Here is a 25577-nt window from a genome sequence, read left to right as displayed (position 1 = left end):
CTCACGGCGCCCCGGCGACGACCGGGCGGACCCGCACGGCCGCGCTCCACGCCCGGTGCTGGGCCAGCTCCGCCGTCCGCGCCTCGGCCAGCACCATGCCCGTACAGCCCCGCTGATCGCCGACGTGGAGCACGCTCTCGCCCGGCTCGCGGACCGGGAACCACTCCACGGCCCCCGGGAACGCCCCGAGTTCGTCGAGGCCGTGCCAGCCCTTCAGCACCCCGGGTCGCTCCGCGTACACCAGGACGAAGCCGTACGCGGGCCCTGTGGCGTCGAGCGGGGCGTCCAGCAGCGCCGGGCGGCGGCCGAGCGCCTCGTCCATCATGGCCGTGTAGACGTTGGTCCGCAGCGTCCGGCACAGCACCTCACCGACCAGCGCGCCGCCGATCCTGCGGTTGATCTCCACCAGTTCGGGCCCGTCGGCCGTCAGGACGAACTCCACATGGGCGAAGCCGCGGGCGTGCCCCGCCGCAGCCAGGACCCGGCCCACCCACGCCTCGATCCCGGCCCGCTCCCCCTGGTCCAGCGCCACCGGGAACGCCGCCGCCTCCTCCCGTACCACCGCCGCCCGGGACGTCTGGCGGCTCAGCACCCCGAGCAGCCGGGTGGTCCCGTCCCAGCTGAGCGTCTCCGCGCTGTACAGCGGACCGGCGAGGAACGCCTCGGCGAAGAGCTCGCCGGTCAGAGGCTGTCGCGTCGCCTCCGCCAGCGCCCGGTGCAGGGCCTCCTCGTCGTGCACGATCCAGACCGAGCGCGAGGAGGTGCCCGCCGAGTCCTTCAGGACCGCGGGCAGCCCCACGGCCCGCAGCACCTCCCCGGCGCCTTCGGGACCCGGCGGGATGGATACGGCCGCACTCCGGCTCAGCCCATGCGCGTGCAGCGTCTCCCGGACCCTGCGCTTGTCCCGCAGCAGCCGTACGGCCCCGGGAGCCGCGCCCGGGAGCCCCAGTTCGGCGGCCAGTTCGGCGGCCGGCAGGCTCCAGGTGTCCGTCGTGTTGATCAGCCCGGCCAGGCCGGGCACGGCGGCCAGGGCCCGGCGGGTGGCTTCCGCATCCTTCGTGTCGACGTCCACGACGTCCAGCGCGTCCGGCGGCAGCACCGCCAGCTCGTGCCGGTAGACCGAACGGTCGCCGGTCAGCAGGCACAGCCGGTGCCCCGCTCCGGCGGCGGCCTCCGCCATCCTGCCCAGGCCGAACGACAGGGATTCCAGCGCGGCGATCGTCATGGCAGCAGCTCCACGGTCGGTACGGGGGAGGGGGCGTCGCCCTCGACGGTCCTGGCGGCCTCCGGCGCGGCGCGCCCGGCCCACTCCATCACCGACCACGGCGGCCGCAGCTCGGCCGGCGACGCGATGGTCCGGGGCCGCAGCCCGGCCGGGTCCAGGGCCTCGGCATGCCGGGTGAACACCCGTTCCGCGTAACGGTGTCCGGTGTCGGCGCCCAGCACCAGATGCAGCCGCCCGGGATCACGGGCGGCCTCCCAGGACCCCGCCAGATGGGCCGCCCCGGTGGACAGGCCCGCGAACACCGCGTGCTCCCGCAGCAGTCCGACCGCACCCGCCATCGCATGGCGGAAGTCCAGCCAGTGGACGGTGTCGTACAGCTCGTGGCGGACGTTCCCGAACGGTATCGAGCTGCCGATGCCCGCGATGATCGCCTCCGGGTCCTCGAACCGCTCGCTCCCGAACGTCACGCTGCCGAACGGCTGGATGCCCACCAGCCGCACCGAACGCCCCGACTCCCGGAGCGCGCGGGCCAGTCCACCGGTCGAGGCGCCCGTGCCCACCGCGCCGACCACGGTCAGCGGACCCGCGGGCAGTGCCCCGGTGAGCAGCTCCGCGAACTCCCGGTACCCCTCGTGGTGGACCTGGTCGTGGTACTGCCGCATCCAGTGGAAGTCCGGCCGCTCCGCCAGCAGCCGGCGCACATGGCGCACCCGCAGCTCCTGGTCCAGGCGCAGGCTCCGCGAGGGCGGCATCGCGTCGACCGTCGCTCCGAGGATCTCCAACTGCGCCCGCATGGTGGCGTCCACGGTGGTGGAGGCGACGATGTGGCAGCGCAGCCCGTAGCGGTGGCAGGCCATGGCGAGCGCCAGCGCGTAGATCCCGCTGGAGCTGTCGACCAGGGTCTGCCCGGGGACGACCCGGCCCCGGCGCAGCAGCGAGCGGACCGCGCCGAGCGCCGCGTACACCTTCATCGTCTCGAAGCGGGCGAGGACGATGTCGCCGGTCAGCCGGATCAGGTCGGGGGTCTTCACCGCGTCGGTGATGTGCTCGTGGACCGTCGCGACGGTCGGGCGCGCGGGCGTGTCCGGCCCGGCGGTGCGCGGAGCGGCGTCCGCCCCGGCCCTCACTTGCGCCGCCCGCGCACGATCAGCCGGTCCGAGCGCTGGTCGTAGCCGGACGCGTCGAACCCGCCGAAGCACTCCACGTCGGTGAAGCCCGCGCTCTCGAAGAGGGCGTGCAGCTCGGCCGCCGAGTAGAGCCAGGAGGTGATGGACGCCGTCCGCGCGGTCGTGCCGCGCACCAGCGTCCAGTCCGTGCGCAGCCGCCGCCAGCTGTCGAGCACGGTGTCACGCTGGACCACGTAGGCGCCGTCGGGCAGGTCGACCGCCTTCGGCCGCCCGATCCAGCCCGCCAGCACCTCCTTGCCCATCACGTCCACCAGGAGCTGCCCGCCCGGCGCGAGGCTCTCGTGGGCGTTGCGCAGCACCCGGAGGTTGTCGTCGGCCTCGTCGAAGTAGCCGAACGACGTGAAGACGTTCAGCACCACGTCGAAGGCGCCCGGCTGCCGGTACGCGAGCATGTCGGCGCGCTCCAGCCGGACCTCGGCGCCCGCCGCGTCGCAGGCGGCGCGTGCGCTCTCCAGCATGGAGGGCGACAGGTCGACCCCCGTCACCTCGTACCCGCGCTCCGCCAGCGGCACCACGAAGAGACCCGGCCCGCAGCACAGGTCCAGGACTCTCGTGCCCGGTGGGAAGTCCAGCAAGGGAGAGGAGGCGACCAGGGCGGCGGCGGACTCGGCCCGCGCCGCCGGGAACATCGTCGGGGCGAAATCGGACCAGAGCGCGTCGTCCTCGTACCAGTGCATGCCTCGCGGCCTCCTCCCGGGCCCGGGGCCCGTGGGTGTCCTGCTGCCGTCGCCCCGGCGGCCGTGTCACGTCACCGGCCGCCGCTTCCGCCACCGGGCGGGCCTCCCGCACCCGGCGTCTCTCCAGTAGTCGGCGGTCCCGGCCGGGAAGTTCCCCGCGATCACCGGGCGGCGCCGGGGCCACCTCCCGGCACCGCCCGGGCCTCACCGGCGGCCCCCGGGCCGTGTGCAGGCGACGTAACCGTCGTCGTTCGCCCGGTGTCATCCCCGGGTAACGGGCGCTTCCTAGATTCGGGGACGACCGCAGCCCGCCCCCGCGTCCCTCCGGGAACGCCCGCCCCGAAGGGCCCCCATGACCGTGCCGACCCCGCCGCCGGACGCTCCCGCCACCGACCGGGTGCGCACGGTCTGCTCGTACTGCGGTGTCGGCTGCGGGATCGTCCTCGACATCGCCGCAGGACCCGACGGCCGCCGCACCGTCGTGAAGGCGTCGGGGGACAAGGAGCACCCGTCGAACGCCGGCCGGCTGTGCACCAAGGGGGCCACCGGCGCGGACCTCCTCGCCGCCCCCGGACGGCTGACCACCGCCCTGGCCCGCCCCGACCGGGGCGAGCAGGCCGCCGCGCTCGGCCGGGACGCCGCCATCGCGGAGACGGCGCGCCGGCTGCGGTCCGTGCTGGACACCCACGGCCCCGACGCGGTGGCCCTCTACGTCTCCGGCCAGATGACGCTGGAGGCGCAGTACCTCGCCAACAAGCTGGCCAAGGGCTTCATCGGGACCAACACCATCGAGTCCAACTCCCGGCTCTGCATGGCGAGCGCGGGCAGCGGCTACAAGCTGTCCCTCGGCGCTGACGGACCGCCCGGCTCCTACGAGGACTTCGCCCACGCCGACGTCTTCCTCGTCACCGGCGCCAACATGGCCGACTGCCACCCGATCCTCTTCCTGCGGATGATGGAGCGCGTCAAGGCGGGCGCGAAGCTGATCGTCGTCGACCCCCGGCGCAACGCCACCGCCGCCAGGGCCGACCTGTACCTGCGGATCCGGCCCGGCACCGACCTGGCCCTCCTCAACGGGCTGCTGCACCTCCTCGTCGAGAACGGACACACCGACCCCGGGTTCATCGCCGATCACACCGAGGGCTGGGAGCGGATGCCCGCCTTCCTCCGCGACTACCCGCCCGCCGCCGTGGCGGAGATCACCGGCATCCCCGAGGACGACATCCGGCGGGCCGCCCGCTGGATCGGCGAGGCGGGCGACTGGATGAGCTGCTGGACGATGGGCCTCAACCAGTCGACCCACGGCACCTGGAACACCAACGCGATCGTCAACCTGCACCTGGCGACCGGAGCGATCTGCCGTCCCGGCAGCGGTCCCTTCTCGCTCACCGGCCAGCCCAACGCCATGGGCGGGCGTGAGATGGGCTACATGGGCCCAGGGCTCCCCGGCCAGCGATCGGTCCTGGTCGACGAGGAACGCGCCTTCACGGAGGAGCTGTGGGGCATCCCACCCGGCACCCTGCGCGCGGACGGCTCGGGCAGCGGCACGATCGACATGTTCCGGCGCATGGCCGAGGGAGAGATCAAGGCCTGCTGGATCATCTGCACCAACCCGGTCGCCTCGGTCGCCAACCGCCGGACCGTCGTCGCGGGCCTGGAGGCCGCCGAATTCGTCGTCACCCAGGACGTGTTCGCCGACACCGAGACCAACGCGTACGCCGATGTCGTCCTGCCCGCCGCCCTCTGGGCCGAGTCCGAGGGCGTGATGATCAACTCGGAGCGCACCCTCACCCTCTCCCGCCGCGCCACCGACCCGCCGGGGGAGGCCTGGCCGGACTGGCGGCTCATCGCCGCGGTGGCCTGCGCCATGGGGTACGAGGACGCCTTCGGTTACACGAGCGCCGAGGAGGTCTTCGCCGAGATCACCCGGGCGTCCAACCCGCGCACCGGCTACGACCTGCGCGGAGTGACGTACGAGCGGCTGCGCGGGACGCCCGTGCAGTGGCCCAGCGCCGAAGTCGACGGCCCGGCCCGCAATCCCGTGCGCTACCTCAACGACGGCGTCAGCCAGGAGCTGACCGTGCGGCCCGACGGGAGCGTGCCGAGGCTCGCCTTCCCCACACCGAGCGGCCGCGCCGTCTTCCACGCCCGCCCGCATCTGCCGCCGGCCGAGATGCCCGACGAGGACTTCCCGTTCGTCCTCAACACGGGGCGGCTCCAGCACCAGTGGCACACCCTCACCAAGACCGCGAAGATCACCAAGCTGAACCGGCTGGACCCGGGACCGTTCGTGGAGATCCACCCCGACGACGCGGCGGCCCTGGGCCTCGGCGAGGACGACGGCGTCGAGGTCGCCTCGCGGCGCGGCCGCGCGGTGCTCCCGGCCCGGGTCACCGACCGGGTACGGGCGGGGGAATGCTTCGCCCCGTTCCACTGGAACGACCTGTTCGGCGAGTACCTCGCTGTGAACGCCGTGACCAACGACGCGGTCGACCCGATCTCGTTCCAGCCCGAGCTGAAGGTGTGCGCGGTCCGGCTGGCGAAGGTCGCCGCGCCCGCGCCGCGGCGCGAACCGACCGCGGGGGAACGGTCCTCGCCCACCGGTGCCCCCGGTCTCGTGGACGCCTCGGGCGGATCCGTGGGCAGGTCGGGGCCGGTGGGAACGCCGGAACTCGGAGGTTCGTCGGTCTTCGTGGGCTCGTCGGGCCCGGTGGACGCCTCGGGCCTGGTGGGCGCGCTCGGGCCGGTGGACACCGCCCCACCCGTCCTCACGGAGACGGAACGCCGCTATCTGGCCGGATTCCTCGTGGGCCTGGGCACCCGGCCGGAGGGCACCCCGGTGCTTCCTGCGGGCGCTCCGTTCGCCCCGGACCACGCGCTGTGGGTCAACGGAGTGCTGGCCGGCACGTACTCCCGGCTCGCCAGGGCGCCGGAGCCCGCCCCTGCGGCGCCGGAGCCCGCCCCTGCGGCGCCGGCGGGCGCCCCGAAGGAACCGGGCCGGCCGGTCGTCGTGCTGTGGGCCTCGCAGACGGGCAACGCCGAGGAGGCCGCCGCGACGGCCGCCCGGACCCTGGCCGCCGAGGGGTACCGCGCCACGCTCATCGGCATGGACGACGGGACGCCCGACGCCCTGCCGAACCCGGCCGACCTCCTCGTCGTCACCAGCACCTTCGGCGACGGCGACGCCCCCGACAACGGCTCCGGCTTCTGGGAGGCGCTGAACGCCCCCGGGGCCCCGGGCCTGGCGGGCGTCCGCTACGCCGTACTCGCGCTCGGCGACTCCAGCTACGACGACTTCTGCGGCCACGGCCGCCGTCTGGACGAACGCCTCGGCGAACTGGGCGCGGAGCGGCTGGTCCCGCGCACCGACTGCGAACCGGAGTACGAACAGCCCTTCGGCCAGTGGCTCAAGGAGGTCCGGGCCGCGCTGGAGGCGACGACGACACCGGAAGGCACGGCGGAGCCGACGGCGGACGCACCGCCCGCCGCACCGCCCGCCGCACCGCCCGCCGCACCGCCCGCCGTACCGCCCGCCGTACCGCCCGTCTCCGCCGCAGCGGCGACGGGGTCGCCGGTCGGGACGGCCCCCGCCCGTCCCTCCAGGGCCGCGCCCGTCACCGCCCTCCTCACCGGGAACCGCCTCCTGAGCCTGCCCGGCGCGACGAAGGAGGTCCGTGCCTTCACGATCGACACGCGGAGCGCGGACACCCCCCTGACGTACACGGCCGGGGACGCTCTGGGCGTACAACCCCTCAACTCGCCGGATCTGGTGGCCGAATGGCTCGCCGTCACCGCGCTCGACCCCGCCGCCGAGGTGGACGTCCCCGGGCACGGTCCGGTCGCCCTGGAGACGGCCCTGCACCGCCACCTGGACATCGCCCGCATCACCCCGGACCTCCTGCGCCTGGTCGCCGACCACACGGGGGACCGGTCCCTGAAGAAGCTGCTGCGCCCCGACAACAAGGGCGAGAGGGACCGGTGGGTCTGGGGGAGGCAGGCCGTCGACGTCCTCGCCGAACACCCGGTACGGGCCACGGCCGCCGCCTGGGCCGAGGTGCTCGGGCCGCTGAGGCCCCGGCTGTACTCCATCGCCTCCAGCCCGCTCGTGGACCCCCACCGGATGCGGCTGACCGTCTCCGTGATCCGCTACGAGAGCCACAGCGGCCGGATGCGCAAGGGCGTCGCCTCCACGTTCCTCGCCGACGCCGCACCGGACAGCCCCCTGTCGGTGTTCGTCCAGCGCAACGAGCGCTTCCGCCCGCCCGCCGACCCGGCCACCCCGATGATCATGGTCGGACCCGGTACCGGAGTCGCCCCGTTCCTGGGTTTCCTGGAGGAACGCCGGGCGCTCGGCCACCCCGGCCCCAACTGGCTGTTCTTCGGCGAGCAGCACCGCGCCACGGACTTCCACTACCGCGACGAACTCGACGCGCTGAGCCGCTCGGGCACCCTGACCCGGCTGGACACCGCCTTCTCCCGCGACCAGCGGGCCAAGGTCTACGTCCAGGACCGGATGCGCGAGCACGGAGCCCAGCTCTGGTCCTGGCTCCGCGACGGCGCCCACCTCTATGTCTGCGGCGACGCCTCCCGCATGGCCAAGGACGTCGACCGGGCCCTGCGCGACATCGCCGTCGCCCACGGGGGACTCGAACCCGACGCGGCGGCCGCGCAGGTCAAGCAGCTAGCCTCGGACCGCAGATACGTGCGTGACGTGTACTGAACGAGGGAGCGCGGTCCCATGGGGTGGACAGAACTACCGGTGGACACCGGATCACCGGCGGTGGGAGCCGTCCTGCTGATCGGCATCCCCGGCAGCGGCAAGAGTTCGGTGGCCGCGGCTCTCGCCGCCCGCTTCGCCGCCTCCGCCCACATCGAGGTGGACGCCCTCCAGGGACTCATCGTCTCCGGCGGCCGGTGGCCCTCGCCCGACCGGGACGAGGAGGCGGACCGGCAGATCTTCCTCCGGGCCCGCAACGCCTGCCTGCTGGCGGACAGTTTCGTCGCCGCGGGCTTCCTCCCGGTCATCGACGACGTCGTCGTACGCCGTGCCCACCTCGACTTCTACCGTGCCACGCTCACCGGCGTACCACTCCACTGCGTGGCTCTGGCACCCGGCGCCGCGAAGGCCATGGAGCGCAACCTCGCCCGGGACAAGACGCTGACGACGGACTGGTCCCCACTGGACGACGTCATGCGCGCCGAACTGGCCGGGGAGACGATCTGGATCGACAGCGCGGAGCTGACCGTGGGCGAGACGGTCGACGCGGTCCTGTCCGCCACCGGCCTGACGCCGCAGGGGCCCTGATACTCCGGCGGCCGACGGCCCCCGGGGGGAACGGGCGGCGCCGTTGCCGCCGGTGGGCCGTCCCGAGGCATGTGAAACTCCCGTCGGGGCATTCGTACCCATTCCGGCTGGTCGCTGTCGACAGCCGATCCGAAGGAGAAGTGCGCGAGAAAGTAGGTCCGGTACCGATGGAAAGACCCAGCGCGGTCGAGCGTTCCCTGCGCGAGGCCGCGCCCCATGAGATTCTCGATGTGATCCGCTCGGAGATCGAGCGCAGCCACGGTGCCCGGGCGGTGGAACTGCTTCTCGCGGACTACGCCATGACGAGGCTGCAGCCCGTCGGGGTGCTTCCGCACACGCGTCCACCGGTGTCGGTGCATGACAGCGATCCGGGCCGTGCCTTCGGCGCCCAGCAGCCGCACTGTTCGTACGACCACTCCGCTTCCACCGTGACGGCTCACCTCCCGGTCAGCGTCCGGGGAGACCGCTTGGGCGTCCTGAGCGTCACCCTGCGGGTGGAAGGAGGCGCCGATCTGGCCGCTGACGTGCTGGAGGAGCTGCGGGATTGCGCCGATGCCCTCGCGCACGAGGTGGTCGTCGCGGAGCGGGACACCGACCTCTTCCTGCAGGCGCGGCGGGCAGAACGTCTGACGCTCGCCGCCGAGATGCAGTGGCAGCTACTGCCAGGGCGGTCATGTGCCCGGCCGGAGTACAGCCTGGGTGCCCAGCTGGAGCCCGCCTACGCCATCTTCGGCGACAGCTTCGACTGGTCGGCGTCGGCCGATGACCTTTATGTGACGGTCAGCAACGGCATGGGCGAAGGGATCGACGCCGCCTTGCTGACGAACCTCTGCGTCAACGCGCTGCGCAACGCCCGCCGCGCGGGCCTGAGCCTGAGCGACCAGGCCCATCTGGCCGATCAAGCGGTGTACGGGCAGCATGGAGGGAGCCGGTATCTGTCGACCCTGCTCTTCCGCTTCCACCTCCCGACCGGGGACGTCGAGGTCATCGACGCCGGTTCACCGCGGGTCTGGCGGGTGCGCGGTGGTGTGGTCGAGCCGATCGAGCTGGAGGAGCAGATGCCTCTGGGTATGTTCGAGGACACTGCCTACTGTCCGCAGCACTTCCGGGTCGAACCCGGAGATCGTTTGCTGTTCATCAGTGATGGCGTCTACGACGCGCTCTCCCCGGGCGGTGAGAGGTACAGCCGTCGCGCACTCGCCGCGTCGATCAGCAGTACCCGTCTGCTGCCTGCTCCGCAGGTGCCCAGAGTGATGCTGCAGGAACTGCTGGGGCACCGCGGATCCGGCCCCGCCGCGGACGACTCCCTCGTGATGTGCCTGGACTGGCACGGCCGTTAGGGCGGCTGCGGTCGTGAGGTCCTGTCGTCGAGCATCCGTCGTCGACCCAAGGGCGGCGCTGCGGCGTCGGGTGTGAGTTCGACGACAGGGCCTGGCCCTTCGGATGCGGGGTATGTGGTTGTCGGGTGAAGACCGTGCGACCTTCCCCGCAGTGGGGCCCGCGGAGAGGGGGGCGGGTTGTCAGACGGCGGCAGGGTGAGGGATGGTTGCCTTCAGGCAATCGTCTAGTTGATGAGGTGAGGGATCCGCCCAGCGGGTCCTCGATATTTGGCTTCCACCCAAGCGAGAACCCTTGCGGACACGCGGTCGGACTCCCCGTGGGGCCGGCCCCCGAATCCGGTGCTGGTCGCCGACGCCCGAGGCGTGGTGGTGCGGCGCAATGACGCGGTCGGCCCCCTGCTGCCTGCCGCAGTCCCCGGGGCGTCCCTGGTGGATGTGGCTCCGGCATGGCTCTGTGCCGCACACTCCAGGCTCGCCTCCGTCGGCCCGCACGCCGTCCCGGAGACCGGACCGACGGTGCGCGGCGACATCGACGGGCGCCACTTCGAGGCGCACCCCACGTTGCGGCGCGACGGCTCGGTGGCCTGGTGGCTGGTGGATGACACCGCCCATCAGCTCGTCAGGGAAGCTCTGCGCAGGGAGCGCGAGCGCAGCGCGTTCCTCGCGAAGGCGTCCAACGTTCTGCTCGCCTCCCTCAATCTCGGACGCTGCATGGACGTGACCGCGCGCATGGCCGCCGAGAACCTTGCCGACGCGGCACTCGTGATCGCTCCGGCGCGTGGTCAGCGCCTCCCGGTGGTGACCTGTGTGCGCGGCGGTGTCCCCGCGACGACCTCGATGACGGGGGACCTCGACGGCGTGCCGGGGCTGGCGGAGGCGCTGCGCGGGTTCCCCCCGGTGCCCTCGCGCTGGATCGACCCGGCCACGGCCCCGGAGTGGATGATGCCCGAGGGGCTCGGGCCGGTCGGCTCGATCGTGATCACCCCGCTGCCCGGGCACGGCATCCCGGCCGGAGCGCTCATCCTCCTGCGCGCGACCGAGACCGCCGCCTTCAGTGACGAGGAGGAGGTCTTCGCCCGGTTGTTCGCCGCCCGTGCGGGATCGGCGATGTCGGTCGCCCGGCTGTACGCGGAGCAGAGCACGATCAGCGACATGCTGATGCGTGAACTCCTGCCCCCGGTCCTGCACCAGATCTCCGGCGTGGATTTCGCCGGCGGCTACCGGCCCTCGGCGGACCACGAGCGTATCGGCGGTGACTTCTACGACGTCCACCCGGCGACCGTCGAGGGCGAAGGCGCCCTGGTCTCCCTCGGGGACGTGTGCGGCAAGGGCCTGGAGGCCGCCGTGCTGACCGGCAAGATCCGCAACACGCTGCACGCCCTGTTGCCACTGGCCGACGACCATCAGCGGATGCTCGGCCTGCTGAACACGGCGTTGCTCAGCTCCCACCACACCCGCTTCGCGACCCTGGTCCTGGCCTCCGCCGTACGCCGCGGCAGTGCGGTGGACCTCAAGCTCACCAGCGGCGGCCACCCCACCCCTCTGATCATCCGCGCGGGCGGCGCCGTCGAGGAAGCCGACACCCACGGCACCCTGATCGGGGCCATCCCGCACATCTCCGCCAGCACCGCCGCCGTGTCGCTGGCCCCCGGGGAGTCCTGCGTCCTGTACACCGACGGCATCACCGAGGCCAAGGGCGGCCCGATGGGTGACGACCTGTTCGGCGACGAGCGCCTCAAGCGCGCGCTCGCCGGATGTGCGGGTATGCCGGCCGAGGGGATCGTGGAACACGTGCAGATGCTGGCCGCCCAGTGGCTGGGCAACCGGCCCCACGACGACATGGCCGTCGTCGTGATCTCCGCGCCTCGCACCCACCACCTCAGTGCGGTGAACGGCCATACCCGAGGCAGGTTCACCGCATGAGAACGAGCACCCCGCTCCGCCTCGCCCAGGCCGAACACGTGGAGCGGTCGGCCGAGCTCCTGTGGGACGCCGTCTCGACCGCGGACGAGCACGCGGCCGCAGAGCTCGTGCTGCGCGTACTCGACGACGGGGCCGACCCCGAGAGCGTCCTGCTGGACGTGGTCGCCCGGGTGCAGGGACGCGTCGGTGAGGAATGGGCGGCCAACAGGCTCAGCGTCGCCCAGGAGCACGCGGCGACCGCCATCAACGAACGGGTCGTCGCGGCGGTGAGCGGGCACCCCGCCGCCCGCGTCGCCGCCACCCGGGGCCGGATCACCGTGGCCTGCGTGGACGGTGAGTGGCACGGGCTGCCGGCCCGCCTGCTGGCCGAAGTCCTGAGGCTGCGCGGCTGGCGAGTGGACTATCTCGGCGCCCAGGTCCCCACCCCGCACCTGATCGTTCATCTCCACAACACCCGGGCGGACGCGGTCGCGCTCTCCAGCTCCATCGCCACCCGGCTCCCCACCGCGCACGCGGCGATCACCGCCTGCCAGGCCGTCGGCGTCCCCGTCCTCGTCGGCGGCGCCGCCTTCGGGCCCCGGGGCCGATACGCGAAGCCGCTGGGCGCCGACGCCTGGGCCCCCGACGCGCGCGCCGCCGCCGACCTCCTCGCCGAGGAGCCGCTTACCAGGCCGGAGACCGACCACCAGCAGTTCGACGACCTGCCGCACCTGGCCGACCAGGAGTACACCGTGGTCTCCCGCAGCGGCGCCTCGCTCGTTCGTCACGTTCTCACCGCACTGGAAGACGCCTTTCCCGCGATGCGTGCCTACAGTGATCTGCAGCGCGAGCGCACCGCGGAAGACCTCGCGCACATCGTCGAGTTCCTCGCCACCGCCCTCTACCTCGACGACGAGGAACTCTTCACCCGGTTCATCGTTTGGACCGCGCAGGTCCTGGTGGCCCGGGGCGTCCCCGCGTCGAGTCTGCCGCCGGCCCTGGATCTCCTGGCCCGCGAACTCAAGGACTTCCCCCGGGCCTCCCGCATCCTCCGGGCCGGGACACGCACCCTTGCCACCGCCCATCCCACCACCGCCGGGAACACCGCATGACCACACACCCCGACCACCTGCAGCTGACCACCGTCGACGCCAGGGACCGCGTCCGCATCGAGCTCCATGGGGACCTCGACTACGACAACGCCGACCTCCTCGTGCAGGAGGCCCTCGCCCAGCTCACCGCACGGCCCACACTGACCGACCTGCACCTGGGATGCGCGGGCCTCCGCACCGTCGACTCCATGGGGCTCTGCGCCCTGCTGATGATCAGCCGCCGCACCACCGAGGCAGGGGTGCGGATGCACCTGGACGACCGGCCGGCGAGACTGGACCGGCTCCTGGCCCTCACCGGTACCCTTGACCACCTCACGGCCCCGCCCCCGACCGGATCGGTCGCCGAGGGAAGCCCCCTGGGGGCCCGGCCCACCGGACCGGACGACACCATCTGAGCCACTGCCCGGCCCTTCACCAGGCAGAAGCACACACCCGACGGGTAATCATGACCGCAGCAGAGGCCGCTTCCAACATGGCCTGGCAGGAGGCCACCCACTCCGCGAGCTCCATCGTCGAACTCCTCGACGTGATGTGGGACCACGCCAGAAACGCGACCACAGGCATGACAGCACCCGGCTCCACCTCCCAGCTCCGCCTGATGTACGTCGTCGACCGTGGAGAGGGCGTACGTATGCGCACCGTGTGTCAACGCCTGGCCTCCGCGCCTCCGACCGTGACCCGCATGTGCGACCGTCTCCAAGCCATCGGCTTCCTCGAACGCCTGCCGTGCCCGGACAACGGCCGCGAGATCATCCTCCGGCTCACTCCCACCGGCAGAGAGCACCTGCAACGCATCCGCGAACAACGCGACGCCATGCTCCACCGGGCCATCGCCGGCATGTCCCCCGGCGAACGCGGCGCTCTGGCCCGGGGCCTGGCGGGACTGCAGACCCAGTTCGCCTCTGCCGACGGCGAGGAACACCACACACCCGGCAGCCACTCGGCAGCCTGAACAGCGGGTGGCCCGTCCGTCACGCGCCGTCGTGCGCGTGAACCGCGCGTCACCGAGCGCGGTAGCCGAACGACCGGCTCGGCCCCGGCGTTGTCAGACCCCCGCCGTACGGTGGGGCCATCTATCCGCGCTGCTGGCTGCTGCGCTGCTGGATCGCCCCGCCCGGCTGCTCCCGGGCGGGGCGCACAACGCCTACGGGGTGGTGCCCGCCGACTCACCCGCGTGCGGGCTGAGCACTCCGGCCCAGATCAGGATGAAGAGGACGATGCCGAGGAGGATGCGGTAGATGACGAACGGCATGAAGCTCTTGGTCGTGATGAACTTCATGAACCACGCGATGACGGCGTATCCGACGAAGAACGCCACCAGCGTCGCGAAGATCGTCGGGCCCCAGGAGATGTGCCCCTCGCCCACGTCCTTGAGCTCGTAGGCACCCGAGGCGAGCACCGCGGGGATCGCCAGGAGGAACGAGTAGCGGGCGGCCGACTCGCGGGTGTAGCCCATCAGCAGACCACCGCTGATCGTCGCGCCCGACCGGGAGACCCCGGGGACCAGCGCCATCGCCTGGCAGAACCCGAAGATCAGACCGTCCCTGACCCCCAGTTCCTTGAGCGTCTTGCGCTCCTTCACCACCCGGTGCTTCCCGCCCGACTCGTCGCGCGCGGCCAGCCGGTCGGCGATGCCCAGCACGATGCCCATGCCGATCAGCGTCGTCGCGATCAGCCGGAGGTCGCGGAACGGCCCCTCGATCTGGTCCTTGAGCGTGATGCCCAGTACGCCGATGGGGATCGAGCCGACGATGACCAGCCAGCCCATCTGGGCATCGTGGTCACCGCGCATCGAACGGTCCGTCAGCGAGCGGAACCACGCCGACAGGATGCGTGCGATGTCCTTGCGGAAGTAGATGAGCACCGCCGCCTCCGTGCCGATCTGGCTGATGGCGGTGAAGGCGGCCCCCGGGTCGTGCCAGCCGGCGAACGCGGCGGTCAGCCGCAGATGGGCGCTGGAGGAGATCGGCAGGAACTCGGTCAGTCCCTGAACGAGTCCCAGGACGAATGATTCGAACCAGCTCATGGGGCTTCGGCCATCCCGGAGGTGATCGTGCATCGGCCACGGACGACTGGGCCCGTCGGCTGCGTGCGGAGTACGGAGTGCGGTCAAGGACAACAAGGACATCGAGGTCGCGGGCAGCGTATCGCCCGAAGGTAAACGTCAGGCCTACTGCACCGGTCGTCCACGTGCCGCCGTACGTTCAGTCCTTCGGCGTGTCCCGGCCGAGCCGGTGACGCTTGCGCCAGGCGACCAGCGCCCCGCCGAGGGCGGACAGGACGATGAAGCCCGTGGCGGCCAGGAAGACCGGCGAGGTCGGCGACGCGGCCTCGCTGCCGGCTATCACGTACGCCGCCGTGTTCGGGATCGACCCCAGCCCGGTGGCCAGGAGGAACGGCGGAGCGCTCATCCGCGAGGTCGCCGCGCAGTAGTTGGCGGCGGCGAAGGGGATCCCGGGGAACAGGCGCAGCGCCAGGACGGACCGGAAGCCGTGCCGGCTCAGCACCCCGTCCGCGGCGGTCAGCAGCCTCCCGCGCAACAGGGTCCGCAGCGCGTCCTGGCCCAGCACCCGCCCCAGCATGAACGACACGCCCGCGCCCAGTACCGTGCCCGCCAGCGCCGCCGCCAGACCCGCCTGCGCGCCGAACAACGCGCCCGCGGTGATGTTGAGCAGCGGGCGCGGCACGAACGCCACCGTCAGCGCCCCGTAGCCCAGCCCGAAGAGCATCGCGGCCGTGCCCCCGGTCAGCTGGGGAGGCCGGCCCGACGCCAGCAGCCGCTGCGGTTCGAACAGCAGCATCGTCGACGCGGCCCCCAGCAGGACCACCACGAGCAGCGCAAACCGGGACCACGGCGACAGCAGCGCCCTGGAGAGGCGCAGGGCGGGACCGGCGGCGGGCCGGGCGGCGGGGACGGGGTCGAACATTCGGGGAGAGTAACCGAAAACGCTGTGTGATCGCCGTAATGTGCCTCGCGTGAACCCCGTCGCCGACGCCCGCACCCCGCCGGACAGCACCCTCGCCGACACCGTCCTGGAGCGGCTCGTCGCCGTCTACGCCCCGGCCGCCGACCCCGTACGGGCCGAGGGAGCCGCCGCGTACATGAAGCACGTCGCCCCCTTCCTCGGGATCCCCGCCCCCGAGCGCCGGGCGCTGTCGCGGGCCGTGCTGGCGGGTGCCGGGCGGCCGGACGAGACGGACTGCACGGCGGTCGCGCTGCGCTGCTGGCGGCTGCCGGAGCGGGAGTACCAGTACTTCGCCGCCGACTACCTGCGCCGGTACGTGGGCCGCTGCACCTCGGGCTTCCTGCCCGTCCTGCACCACCTCGTGACCACCGTCCCCTGGTGGGACACGGTCGACGTGCTGGCCGCGCATGTCGCGGGACCTCTGGTCGCCGCCGACCCGGCGCTCGCCCGGGAAATGGACCGGTGGATCGACGATCCCAGCCTCTGGGCGGCCAGGACCGCCCTCCTCCACCAGCTGCGCTACGGGGGAGCCACCGACACCGACCGTCTTTTCGGCTACTGCCTGCGCCGCGCGGACCATCCCGACTTCTTCCTCCGCAAGGCGATCGGCTGGGCCCTGCGGGAGTACGCCAAGACCGACCCCACCGCCGTACGCGACTTCGTCCGGGGAGCCGGGACCCGCCTGTCGCCGCTCTCCGCGCGCGAGGCGCTCAGAAACCTCTGAGGCAGAACCTCCGAGGCGTCGGGAAAACCATTCGACGGCGACGCCCCGCCCGGCCATGATCAGGGGCATGTTCCGGTACGCCTTCCCCGCAGTGCCGTCCGCAGTCGCGGACGCGCCGAAGGCTGCCGCGAACGACGCGGCCCTCGCGGCCGCGTTCTCCACGGAAGCGGCAGCGGCAGCGTGCACCGCCGCCGCAGCGCCCATCGGCGGCGCCCGAAGCTGACCCTCCCCCGACAGTCCGGCGGACCCCGCAAGGGGAGGGTCGGCGGGGCCCTGGGGTCTTCTCTACTCCGCTTCGAGTTCTTCCTAAGGAACGAGCCATGTCCAAGACGGCTTACGTACGCACCAAGCCGCACCTCAACATCGGCACCATGGGCCACGTCGACCACGGCAAGACCACGCTCACCGCCGCCATCACCAAGGTCCTCAGCGAGCGCGGCGGCAGCGGTACCTCCTACGTGTCCTTCGACCGGATCGACCGGGCCCCCGAGGAGGCCCAGCGCGGCATCACCATCAACATCGCGCACGTCGAGTACGAGACCGACACCCGCCACTACGCGCACGTCGACATGCCCGGACACGCCGACTACATCAAGAACATGGTGACCGGAGCGGCGCAGCTCGACGGGGCGATCCTCGTCGTCTCCGCGCTCGACGGGATCATGCCGCAGACCGCCGAGCACGTCCTGCTGGCCCGTCAAGTGGGCGTCGACCACATCGTCGTCGCCCTCAACAAGGCCGACGCGGGCGACCCCGAGCTGACCGACCTGGTCGAGCTGGAGGTCCGCGAGCTGCTCTCCGCGCACGGGTACGGCGGCGACACCGTCCCCGTGGTCCGGGTCTCCGGGCTCAAGGCGCTGGAGGGCGACCCGCGGTGGACGGCGGCGATCGAAGGGCTGCTGGACGCCGTCGACACGTACGTGCCGATTCCGGTGCGCTACACCGACGCGCCGTTCCTGCTGTCCGTCGAGAACGTCCTGACCATCACCGGCCGGGGCACCGTCGTCACCGGCGCCGTCGAGCGCGGCACCGTCCGCGTCGGCGACCGGGTCGCGGTGCTCGGCGCGGACGTCGAGACGGTCGTCACCGGTCTGGAGACCTTCGGCAAGCCGATGGAGTCCGCCGAGGCCGGGGACAACGTCGCGCTGCTGCTGCGCGGGGTGGAGCGCGACCGCGTCCGCCGCGGCCATGTCGTGGCCGCGCCCGGCAGCGTCGTGCCGAGCCGCCGGTTCACCGCCCAGGTGTACGTCCTGTCGACGAAGGAGGGCGGCCGGTCGACCCCGGTGACCACCGGCTACCGGCCGCAGTTCTACATCCGTACGGCGGACGTCGTCGGCGATGTCGACCTCGGGGAGTTCGCGGTCGCGCGTCCCGGCGACACGGTCACGATGACCGTGGAACTGGGCCGCGACGTGCCACTGGAGTCCGGTCTCGGCTTCGCGATCCGCGAGGGCGGCCGCACGGTCGGCGCGGGCACGGTCACCGCGCTGCTCTGAGCACCCCCGCTGCCCGTCGCCCCCCGTCCCGGGGGTGGCGGGCAGCGGGGCGCGGTAGCGACAATGGAGGCGTGAACGAGCCGATACCCGTCATCCGCGAGGTCGACTGCGGCACCGCCCGGCTGCTGCCCGACGTGGACCGCGACCGGGCCTGGCTGCTGACGGTCGACGACGCGCCCCAGTCCTACGTCGACCTCGACGACCCCTCCCACCTGGAGTTCGAGTACGTGCGCCGGCTCGCCCACGTCGTGGACGGCGCGGCCGGGCCGGGCGAGCCCCTGGACGTGCTGCACCTGGGCGGCGGGGCGCTGACCCTGCCCCGCTATGTGGCGGCGACCCGCCCCGGATCGCGCCAGGACGTCGTCGACGCGGACCACGAGCTGCTGCGGCTGGTCCGGGAGCATCTGCCGCTGCCCGACGGCAGTGGCGTCTCCCTGCACGCGGCCGACGCCCGGGAGCGGCTGGAGGCAGTGGTCCCCGCCTCCGCCGACCTCCTGATCGCGGACGTCTTCGGCGGCTCCCGTGTTCCCGCGCACCTCACGTCCGTCGAGTACGCGCGGGCCGCGGGCCGGGCGCTGCGCGAGGACGGGATCTACGCCGCCAACCTGGCCGACAGCGCGCCGTTCGCCTTCCTCCGCTCGCAGCTGGCGAACTTGGCAGAGGTCTTCCCGGCACTGGCGCTGATCGGGGAACCGGCCGTGCTGCGAGGGCGGCGCTTCGGCAACGTCGTCGTGCTCGCCTCGTACGCGCCCCTCGACGTGGCCCCGCTCGTCCGCGCCTGCGCCGCCGACGCCTTCCCCGCACGGGTCACCCACGGCCCCGCGCTGACCCGGTTCATCGGCGGGGCCCGTCCGGTTCCGGACGTGGGCGCGGTCGCCTCGCCCGAACCGCCCGACGGAGCCTTCAGCGTCGGCTGAGGCTCCGTCGGGCGGTTCGGTGGCGGGAACGGGCGGGGCGGGTGGTCAGCCGGTGGGCTGACCGGAGAGGCGGACCGTGCTCAGGATCTTCTGGATGGTGGTGTCCGGAAGCTCGTCCTTGACACCGGTGGCGGCGTAGAGGACCCAGGTCGAGTAGTCGCCCTTGGAGTTCTTGAAGGAGAAGGCGATCGACTTCCCGTCGCTGTCGCACTTCTCCTTGTTGGCGAGGCCCAGTGCCGTGGCCTGCACGACGCTGCCGGAGAGACCCGACTCCGTGGTGAACGCCTTGGGTTTACTGGTCTTGACCTTGGACTTGGGATCCAGCTGGGCGTAGGCGGCCCACACCCAGTTGGCAGCCTCGATCCTCGCGGCCTCGTCGGTGCTCTTGGCGCCCTGGGCGCCCTTCGTCCCGACGCCGGCCAGCCCGGTGTCCTCCTCGCTGCCGTCCCCGTCGGAGTCGTCGACGCACCACTTGCTCTTGTAGTAAGCGGGTGCAGTGAAGCCGGCGACCGGCTTGCCGGTGGGCTCCTTGGCGTCCTCGAAGCCGGAGAACATTCCCGAGCTCGCGACCTCCCAGTCACCGGGCACGTCGAACTGCGTGCCCCACTTGGGGTTGGTGACGACCTTCCAGCCCGGAACGACCGGTTTCGGGTCGCTGTCGGAGCCCCGCGGGTTCTCCGCCGGCGGCGCGGAGCCGGTTTCCGGCTCGCTGGGCTCGGCGCTCGGCGACGCGGACTTCTTGTCGTCGGCGACGGTCTTGCCGTCGTCGTCCTTGCCGAGCACGAGGAAACCGGTGACGCCCGCCGCGACCACGACGGCGGTCGCCGCGACGATCGCCACGATCGTCGTCTTCTTCTTGTCGTCGCCGGGCTTCGGCCCGCCGGGCGGACCCGGGACGGCGTACTGCGGCACCGTCGGCTGCTGGTAGGGATTGGGCTGCTGGTACCCGGGCTGCCCGGCGGGCGGGCCCTGCGGGTATCCGTAGCCCGGCTCCGTGGGCTGCCCCGGCTGGCCCTGCGGCGGATATCCCGGTTGCTGATAGGGATTCGGCTGCTGGTACCCCGGCTGCTGGTACGGGTTCTGATTCTGGTCCTGCGGGTTCTGCTCGCCCCCGGGCGGCTGCGTTCCTGGCCACATGGCCAGTAACCATAGATGGGCCGGGCGACCACTTCTACGGCCGCCCTGTCCCAGAGCCGTCACAAGGGGATGGCCAAACAGTGCTACTGATGAGTAACCTTCGGGCATGAGCGCTGAACAGATGACCGTGGGCGAGATGCTCGTCGCGACGGTGCCGATGGCCCGCACCCTCAACCTCGACTTCCTGGAGACGACCCCGGAGCGGGCCGTCGTCCGGCTGCCCGACCAGGCGGACTACCACAACCACCTCGGCGGGCCCCACGCCGGAGCGATGTTCACGCTCGCCGAGTCCGCCAGCGGCGCGATCGTCATCGCCGCCTTCGGCGACCAGATGTCGCGCGCCGTGCCGCTCGCCGTGAAGGCCGAGATCGGATACAAGAAGCTCGCCAAGGGCGAGGTCACGGCGACCGCGACCCTCGGCCGCCCCATAGCCGACGTCGTCGCCGAGCTGGACGCCGGACAGCGGCCGGAGTTCCCCGTCGCCATCGAGATCCGGCGTGCCGACGGCGCGGTCACCGGCGAGATGACCGTCGTGTGGACCCTGCGCCCCAGCAGCTGAGAAACGCCGTACGCACCCGGGCCGCCGCCCCTGCCCGAACGGGAGGGACGGCGGCCCGGGTGTGCTGCGGCCGGGGTCCGGGCGTCAGCCCCCGTGCGCCGCGCGGTGGGCCTTCGCCAGCTCCACGTACCCGGCCGCGTTGAAGCGGATGCCCTCCAGCTCCTCGGCCGTCAGCGGCCGCTTCACCTTCGCGGGCACCCCCGCGACGAGCGAGCCCGGGGGCACCCGCATGCCCTGCGGCACCAGGGCCTGCGCCGCGACCAGCGAGCCCGCCCCGATGTGCGCGCCGTTGAGCACCGTGGCGCCCATTCCCACCAGCACGTCGTCCTCGATCACACAGCCGTGCAGCACCGCGTTGTGACCGACCGAGACCCGAGCGCCCACGGTGAGCGGGAACCCGGGGTCGGTGTGCACGCTGCAGTTGTCCTGGATGTTGCTGTCGGGGCCGAGCGTGATGGGACCGCAGTCGGCCCGCAGCACGGCCTGGTACCAGACGCTGGAGCCGGGGGCGAGCGTCACCTCGCCGATCACCACGGAGGTCGGGGCCACGAACGCGTCCACGTCGATGTCCGGTTCCTGGCCGCCCATGCCCGTGATCAACGCCTGCTCCGCCATCGCCTGCTCCTTCGCGCCGGTGTGGTGCTCCCGGGCCTTCCCCGCGCAATCGCTCGCATCCGCCGGACCGGCCCGACCCACACGGTAGGGGACGACTCCCCGCGCACCGCGCCCGGTGGGGCGAACATCACAGGTCACCGCACGTATCGCCCACCGCGCCGCCGACTACCGTGAGCGCGTGCCGAAGAACCGAAACGCGTTCTCCTTCCTCGCCCACCGGCCGCGCCGTGCCGCCTCCCGCGCGGTCCACCTCGGCTGGGCCTGGGCACAACGGGCGGGCGCGGTCACCGCCGAGCACCCCGGGCGGCTGCGGTTCCGCGCGATCGGCACGGGGACCCGGCTCGCCTTCCCGCAGGGGACCGTGTTCGGGGCGCCGTGGATCGAGCTCGGCGCGCACTGCGTCATCGGCGAGCAGGTCACGCTCACGGCCGGGATGATGCCGGACCTGGACCTCGGCCCCGACACCGTCCTCACCCTGGGCGACGGCGTGGTGCTGGGGCGCGGCAGCCATGTGATCGCGGACACCACGGTGACGATCGGCCCGGACACGTACTGCGGACCGTACGTCTACATCACCTCGACCAACCACAGCTACGACGACCCGCACGAGCCCGTGGGCAGACAGTGGCCCCGGATGGAACCGGTGGCGATCGGGCCCGGCTGCTGGATAGGCACCGGCGCGGTGATCCTGCCCGGCGCCCGGCTCGGCCGGAACGTTGTGGTCGCCGCGGGCGCGGTCGTACGGGGCGAGGTCCCCGACCACGCGGTGGTCGCGGGGGCCCCCGCCCGCGTCGTCCGCAGCTGGGACCCGGAGAAGGGCTGGCAGCCGCCCCTGCGCACACCGCCGCCCGTGCCGATCCCCGAAGGCGTCACGCCCGAACAGCTGCTGGCCCTCGCGGAGCTGGACGAGGCGCGCGAAACGCCGTAGGACGGCGGTGGCGGTACAGCCCGCCGGACGCGGGAGCGCACCGTAGCGCAGTGCAATATTCTTGACCCCGGCATGCGCCGTACGCGACCCGGTACGCCGCACTCCGCCATCTACCCGCACTTCGCCATCCACCGCAGGGACGGTACGTGTCCGACCTCGACCAGCTCACCCAGTCGCTGGCCCGCAACCTCAGACGCTGGCGGGGGGAGCGCGGCTTCACCCTCGACGCCCTCGCGGCCCGCGCCGGAGTCAGCCGCGGGATGATCATCCAGATCGAGCAGGCGCGGACGAACCCGAGCGTCGGCACCACCGTCAAACTGGCCGACGCGCTCGGCGTCAGCATCACCACCCTCCTCGACCACGAGCAGGGAGCCCAGGTCCGGCTGGTCCCGGAGAGCCGGGCGGTCCGCATGTGGTCCACCGAGGCGGGCAGCTCCACCACGCTGCTCGTCGGCACCGAGGCCCGCGGCCCGCTCGAACTGTGGACCTGCCGGCTGACGGCGGGGGAGGGCACCACGTCCGACCCGCACCCCGAGGGCACCGTGGAACTCCTCCATGTGACCGAGGGCGAACTGACCCTCGTCGTCGACGGCCGCACCCATCGCGTCCCCGCCGGGACCTCCGCCACCTTCGAGGCGCACGTACCGCACGGCTACCGCAACGAGGGCTCCGAACCGGCCGTGTTCACCATGGTCGTCGCCATCCCGCCCGTCCGCTGAGACGCCCGGACGCTCCCGCCGCCGCCCCTGTTAGCGTGAGCGCCATGCGCGCACCCATCGGCACCTTCGAGGACGCCGCTCCCGCCGCGGAACGGCTCGACCTGCTCCCCGCCCCCGTCGTCACCGCCCTGACCGTCGGCTGGGAAGGGTTCACCGCCGAGCAGGTCGTCCACGTCGACAGCGACCCGGCCGTCGCGGACACCGCGGTCTTCGCCGAGCACTACGGCCTGGAACTGCTGGACGCCTCGGCCAACTGCGTCGTCGTGGCGGGCAAGCGCGGCCAGGAGGTCACCCTCGCCGCCTGCGTGGTGCTCTCCCGCACCCGGGTCGACGTCAACGGGGCGGTCCGCAGACACCTCGGCGCCCGCAAGGCCTCGTTCGCGTCGATGGACACGGCGGTCGGCGAGAGCGGCATGGAGTACGGCGGCATCACCCCGATCGGCCTGCCCGCCGCCTGGCCCCTCCTGCTGGACCCCGCCGTGGTGGACGAGGAGTGGGTCCTGATCGGCAGCGGCAGCCGACGCGGCAAGCTCATCGTCCCCGGCAAGGCGCTGGCCGCCCTGCCGGGCGCCGTCCTCGTCGAGGGCCTCGGCGTCTGAGCCGCCCTTCGCGGGCGCCTCAACTGCCCATCGCGCGGCCGGATCGGCGCTCCGTGAGCCAGTCCGTGGCGAAGTCGACGGCGGGGCGCAGCCGGACGAGTCGGCAGTCGGCCGCGCCCACGCGTCCCGCGCGTACGGCACCGTCCGCCGCGACCTCCTCGAACGCCGCGCCCAGGGCGGCGAAGTCCCCGTCGTCCAGGGCGACATCCTCGTACTCCCACCACCGGCGCACCCCCCGCGACGTCACCACACAGCGGTAGCTCCGGCGCGGCGGACCGGGCATCCGGTACTCGCCCAGGTGGAACGCCGTACACGTGGCGTAGCCGGTGCCGAGCAGCAGAATCCGGGCATCCGCCTCGTACAGCCGGGCCAGCGGCGAGTCCTCCCCGAGATGGCAGTCGGCCCGGTGCCCGGCGAGCAGCCGCGCCGCTTCCGGACCGAGCGCGGCGAACGAGGTCTGCGGATGCGCGCTGCGCCCGGCCCCCGGGGCCGTCCGCACGGTCTCGGCCAGCGTGCCCATCGACGGCGCGGGGGTCAGCGACGGGTCGTACGGCTCCATCGAGGCCCGCACGGCGTCGACGGCGCCCGCGTCCAGGCCTCGTACCCGCGCGCGGTAGTGCGGGGAGGTGTCGGAGTTCTCCGGGGTGAAGGCGGGGACCACCAGGGTCCCCCCGGACCCCACGGCCCGGCGCAGCGCGCCCAGCACCTCCCGCGCGCCGCCCGCCACCGGTCCGAGCGACCGCAGCGAGGCGTGCACCAGGAGCACATCGCCGGGCCGAACGCCCAGCGCGGTCAGAGCGGCTGTCGTCCGGGCTCCGTCGAGCACGTCTGCGTCGAGTACGTCGTCCACGGCGGGGATTCTTCCCGTCCCGGGGCGTCCCGCACACCCGGTCCGCACAGGCGTCCCGCACACCCGGTCCGCACAGGCGTCCCGCACACCCGGTCCGCACAGGCGTCCCGCACACCCGGTCCGCACAGGCGTCCCGCATACCCGGTCCGCTCAGGCGGGCCCGGCCAGCTTCGGGATCTCGATAGCCGGGCACCGGTCCATGACCATGTCCAGCCCCGCCGCGCGCGTCCGCTCGTAGGCGTCCGGGTCCACGACGCCGAGCTGGAACCACACCGCCTTCGCACCCACCGCCGCCGCCTCGTCCGCGACCCCGCCCGCCAGCTCGCTGTTGACGAACACGTCCACCACGTCGACCGGGAAGGGGATGTCCGCGAGCGAGGCGTACCCCTGCTCCCCGTGCACCGTCTCGGCCTTCGGGTGCACGGGCACCACGCGCTTGCCGAACCGCTGGAGGACCTCCGCCACACCGAAGGCCGCCCGGGAACGGTTGGCCGACAGGCCCACCACCGCCCAGGTCTCGCCCGTGTCCTGGAGAATCCGCCTGATCGTCGCGGGGTCCGCGTACGAGTCCGCCGTGCTGCTGCCGTCTGCGTTCATGCCGGGACAACCGACGGCCCCCGCCCGCTCATTCCCGCCGGCGCCCGTCCTCCCGGTGGCGCATAGGGTGGACGGATGCAGGAGCAGTACCGGACCGTCGCCCGCGCGGGTGTGCACGAGAGCGAGATCAACCGATCCCGTTTCCTCTGCTCCCTCGCCCCCGCCGCCACCGAACAGGAAGCGCAGGACTTCGTCGCCCGCGTCCGCAAGGAGCACCCGACCGCCTCCCACAACTGCTTCGCGTACGTGATCGGCGCCGACGCCTCCGTACAGAAGGCGAGCGACGACGGTGAACCCGGCGGGACCGCGGGTGTCCCGATGCTCCAGATGCTCATGCGGCGGGAGGTGAGGTACGCCGTGGCGGTCGTCACCCGCTACTACGGCGGGGTCAAACTGGGCGCCGGCGGGCTGATCCGGGCGTACGGGGGAGTGGTCGGCGAGGCCCTCGACGCGCTCGGCACCATCACCCGGCAGCGCTTCCGGCTCGCCACGATCCGGGTCGACCACCAACGGGCCGGAAAGCTGGAGAACGACCTGCGGGCCACCGGGCGGGACGTCCGCGAGGTGCGGTACGCCGAGGCCGTCACCATCGACATCGGGCTGCCGGACGGCGCCGTCGGTGCGTTCACCGCCTGGCTCGCCGACGCGACCGCGGGGACCGCCGTGCTGGAGCTGGGCGGCGAGGCGTACGGCGACGTATGACGGCGACCCGAGACGGCGCC

The 25577-nt window shown here is 72.7% G+C and carries 25 protein-coding genes; 16 read left to right on the top strand and 9 right to left on the bottom strand.

Annotated features, from left to right (window positions below; translation table 11 throughout):
• Window position 1: 1 nt before the first annotated feature.
• The 3 genes from ACH4RG_RS32260 to ACH4RG_RS32250 are packed head-to-tail and all read right to left on the bottom strand — an operon-like array spanning window position 2 to window position 3089.
• Window positions 2-1225, bottom strand: coding sequence for an ATP-grasp domain-containing protein (locus tag ACH4RG_RS32260; RefSeq protein ID WP_398540630.1), 1224 nt, complete (start codon window positions 1223-1225; stop codon window positions 2-4).
• A complete protein-coding gene (locus tag ACH4RG_RS32255; RefSeq protein WP_398540629.1) occupies window positions 1222-2352 on the bottom strand; it encodes a pyridoxal-phosphate dependent enzyme in 1131 nt (376 codons plus the stop codon). Before ACH4RG_RS32255 ends, ACH4RG_RS32260 begins: the two co-directional genes overlap by 4 nt.
• Complete coding sequence (locus ACH4RG_RS32250) at window positions 2349-3089, bottom strand: class I SAM-dependent methyltransferase (protein WP_397923316.1); 741 nt, start codon at window positions 3087-3089, stop codon at window positions 2349-2351. The genes ACH4RG_RS32255 and ACH4RG_RS32250 overlap by 4 nt, the downstream gene beginning before the upstream one ends.
• A 352-nt stretch (window positions 3090-3441) precedes the next feature.
• On the opposite strand from ACH4RG_RS32250, the gene ACH4RG_RS32245 reads away from it, so the two are divergent.
• From ACH4RG_RS32245 to ACH4RG_RS32215, 7 genes are all read left to right on the top strand, one after another.
• Complete coding sequence (locus ACH4RG_RS32245) at window positions 3442-7809, top strand: molybdopterin-dependent oxidoreductase (protein WP_398540628.1); 4368 nt, start codon at window positions 3442-3444, stop codon at window positions 7807-7809.
• A gap of 18 nt (window positions 7810-7827) precedes the next feature.
• Entirely contained in the window at window positions 7828-8394 is a 567-nt protein-coding gene (locus ACH4RG_RS32240) for an AAA family ATPase (RefSeq protein ID WP_397923318.1), read from the top strand.
• A 167-nt stretch (window positions 8395-8561) separates the two neighbouring features.
• On the top strand, window positions 8562-9734 hold the full coding sequence (locus tag ACH4RG_RS32235; RefSeq protein ID WP_397932497.1) for a PP2C family protein-serine/threonine phosphatase: 1173 nt from the start codon (window positions 8562-8564) through the stop codon (window positions 9732-9734).
• A gap of 339 nt (window positions 9735-10073) precedes the next feature.
• A complete protein-coding gene (locus tag ACH4RG_RS32230) occupies window positions 10074-11657 on the top strand; it encodes a PP2C family protein-serine/threonine phosphatase (RefSeq protein ID WP_398540627.1) in 1584 nt (527 codons plus the stop codon).
• Window positions 11654-12748 (top strand): B12-binding domain-containing protein, encoded by a 1095-nt coding sequence (locus ACH4RG_RS32225; protein WP_397932501.1) that lies wholly within the window; start codon window positions 11654-11656, stop codon window positions 12746-12748. Before ACH4RG_RS32230 ends, ACH4RG_RS32225 begins: the two co-directional genes overlap by 4 nt.
• The gene (locus ACH4RG_RS32220; protein WP_397923326.1) at window positions 12745-13143 is read left to right on the top strand and encodes an STAS domain-containing protein; all 399 of its coding nucleotides are present in this window, start codon (window positions 12745-12747) and stop codon (window positions 13141-13143) included. The genes ACH4RG_RS32225 and ACH4RG_RS32220 overlap by 4 nt, the downstream gene beginning before the upstream one ends.
• A gap of 50 nt (window positions 13144-13193) precedes the next feature.
• The gene (locus tag ACH4RG_RS32215; RefSeq protein ID WP_397923328.1) at window positions 13194-13700 is read left to right on the top strand and encodes a MarR family winged helix-turn-helix transcriptional regulator; all 507 of its coding nucleotides are present in this window, start codon (window positions 13194-13196) and stop codon (window positions 13698-13700) included.
• A 192-nt stretch (window positions 13701-13892) separates the two neighbouring features.
• Here ACH4RG_RS32215 and ACH4RG_RS32210 read toward each other — a convergent pair whose 3' ends face one another.
• Together ACH4RG_RS32210 and ACH4RG_RS32205 are read right to left on the bottom strand one after the other, a co-directional pair.
• The gene (locus ACH4RG_RS32210) at window positions 13893-14774 is read right to left on the bottom strand and encodes an undecaprenyl-diphosphate phosphatase (RefSeq protein ID WP_329153036.1); all 882 of its coding nucleotides are present in this window, start codon (window positions 14772-14774) and stop codon (window positions 13893-13895) included.
• Window positions 14775-14952: 178 nt separating this feature from the next.
• Window positions 14953-15675 (bottom strand): TVP38/TMEM64 family protein, encoded by a 723-nt coding sequence (locus ACH4RG_RS32205; RefSeq protein WP_397923332.1) that lies wholly within the window; start codon window positions 15673-15675, stop codon window positions 14953-14955.
• A 40-nt stretch (window positions 15676-15715) separates the two neighbouring features.
• On the opposite strand from ACH4RG_RS32205, the gene ACH4RG_RS32200 reads away from it, so the two are divergent.
• From ACH4RG_RS32200 to ACH4RG_RS32185, 4 genes are all read left to right on the top strand, one after another.
• On the top strand, window positions 15716-16438 hold the full coding sequence (locus ACH4RG_RS32200; RefSeq protein WP_398540626.1) for a DNA alkylation repair protein: 723 nt from the start codon (window positions 15716-15718) through the stop codon (window positions 16436-16438).
• A gap of 67 nt (window positions 16439-16505) precedes the next feature.
• Window positions 16506-16661: a hypothetical protein gene (locus ACH4RG_RS32195; RefSeq protein ID WP_397932505.1), complete on the top strand. Its 156-nt coding sequence runs from the start codon at window positions 16506-16508 to the stop codon at window positions 16659-16661.
• A 97-nt stretch (window positions 16662-16758) separates the two neighbouring features.
• Window positions 16759-17934: an elongation factor Tu gene (gene tuf, locus ACH4RG_RS32190; protein ID WP_397932507.1), complete on the top strand. Its 1176-nt coding sequence runs from the start codon at window positions 16759-16761 to the stop codon at window positions 17932-17934.
• Between the two features lie 71 nt (window positions 17935-18005).
• The gene (locus ACH4RG_RS32185) at window positions 18006-18851 is read left to right on the top strand and encodes a spermidine synthase (protein ID WP_397932508.1); all 846 of its coding nucleotides are present in this window, start codon (window positions 18006-18008) and stop codon (window positions 18849-18851) included.
• A 45-nt stretch (window positions 18852-18896) separates the two neighbouring features.
• On the opposite strand, the gene ACH4RG_RS32180 is transcribed toward ACH4RG_RS32185, so the two are convergent.
• Window positions 18897-19988 carry a hypothetical protein gene (locus tag ACH4RG_RS32180; protein ID WP_397923342.1) on the bottom strand — a complete coding sequence of 364 codons (1092 nt, stop codon included), beginning with the start codon at window positions 19986-19988 and terminating at the stop codon, window positions 18897-18899.
• A gap of 121 nt (window positions 19989-20109) precedes the next feature.
• Between ACH4RG_RS32180 and ACH4RG_RS32175 the strand changes: the two genes are divergently transcribed.
• Complete coding sequence (locus ACH4RG_RS32175) at window positions 20110-20547, top strand: DUF4442 domain-containing protein (protein WP_397923783.1); 438 nt, start codon at window positions 20110-20112, stop codon at window positions 20545-20547.
• A gap of 84 nt (window positions 20548-20631) precedes the next feature.
• Here ACH4RG_RS32175 and ACH4RG_RS32170 read toward each other — a convergent pair whose 3' ends face one another.
• On the bottom strand, window positions 20632-21162 hold the full coding sequence (locus ACH4RG_RS32170) for a gamma carbonic anhydrase family protein (RefSeq protein ID WP_397923344.1): 531 nt from the start codon (window positions 21160-21162) through the stop codon (window positions 20632-20634).
• A 178-nt stretch (window positions 21163-21340) separates the two neighbouring features.
• Here ACH4RG_RS32170 and ACH4RG_RS32165 point away from each other — a divergent pair, with 178 nt between their 5' ends.
• From ACH4RG_RS32165 to ACH4RG_RS32155, 3 genes are all read left to right on the top strand, one after another.
• On the top strand, window positions 21341-22090 hold the full coding sequence (locus ACH4RG_RS32165; protein ID WP_397923346.1) for an acyltransferase: 750 nt from the start codon (window positions 21341-21343) through the stop codon (window positions 22088-22090).
• Between the two features lie 146 nt (window positions 22091-22236).
• Complete coding sequence (locus ACH4RG_RS32160; protein WP_397932512.1) at window positions 22237-22809, top strand: helix-turn-helix domain-containing protein; 573 nt, start codon at window positions 22237-22239, stop codon at window positions 22807-22809.
• A 44-nt stretch (window positions 22810-22853) separates the two neighbouring features.
• Entirely contained in the window at window positions 22854-23408 is a 555-nt protein-coding gene (locus tag ACH4RG_RS32155; RefSeq protein ID WP_397923350.1) for a YbaK/EbsC family protein, read from the top strand.
• A 19-nt stretch (window positions 23409-23427) separates the two neighbouring features.
• On the opposite strand, the gene ACH4RG_RS32150 is transcribed toward ACH4RG_RS32155, so the two are convergent.
• Window positions 23428-24258, bottom strand: a complete 831-nt coding sequence (locus ACH4RG_RS32150; protein WP_397923352.1) for an aminoglycoside N(3)-acetyltransferase — start codon at window positions 24256-24258, stop codon at window positions 23428-23430.
• Window positions 24259-24408: 150 nt separating this feature from the next.
• A complete protein-coding gene (locus ACH4RG_RS32145; RefSeq protein ID WP_398163329.1) occupies window positions 24409-24855 on the bottom strand; it encodes a CoA-binding protein in 447 nt (148 codons plus the stop codon).
• Window positions 24856-24930: 75 nt separating this feature from the next.
• On the opposite strand from ACH4RG_RS32145, the gene ACH4RG_RS32140 reads away from it, so the two are divergent.
• Window positions 24931-25557 (top strand): YigZ family protein, encoded by a 627-nt coding sequence (locus ACH4RG_RS32140; protein ID WP_397923356.1) that lies wholly within the window; start codon window positions 24931-24933, stop codon window positions 25555-25557.
• Window positions 25558-25577: the final 20 nt, after the last annotated feature.

Origin of the sequence: Streptomyces sp. NPDC021019 (assembly GCF_044333295.1) — a bacterium.
GTDB lineage: Bacteria > Actinomycetota > Actinomycetes > Streptomycetales > Streptomycetaceae > Streptomyces.
This window is presented reverse-complemented; position numbering and strand designations above follow the sequence as displayed.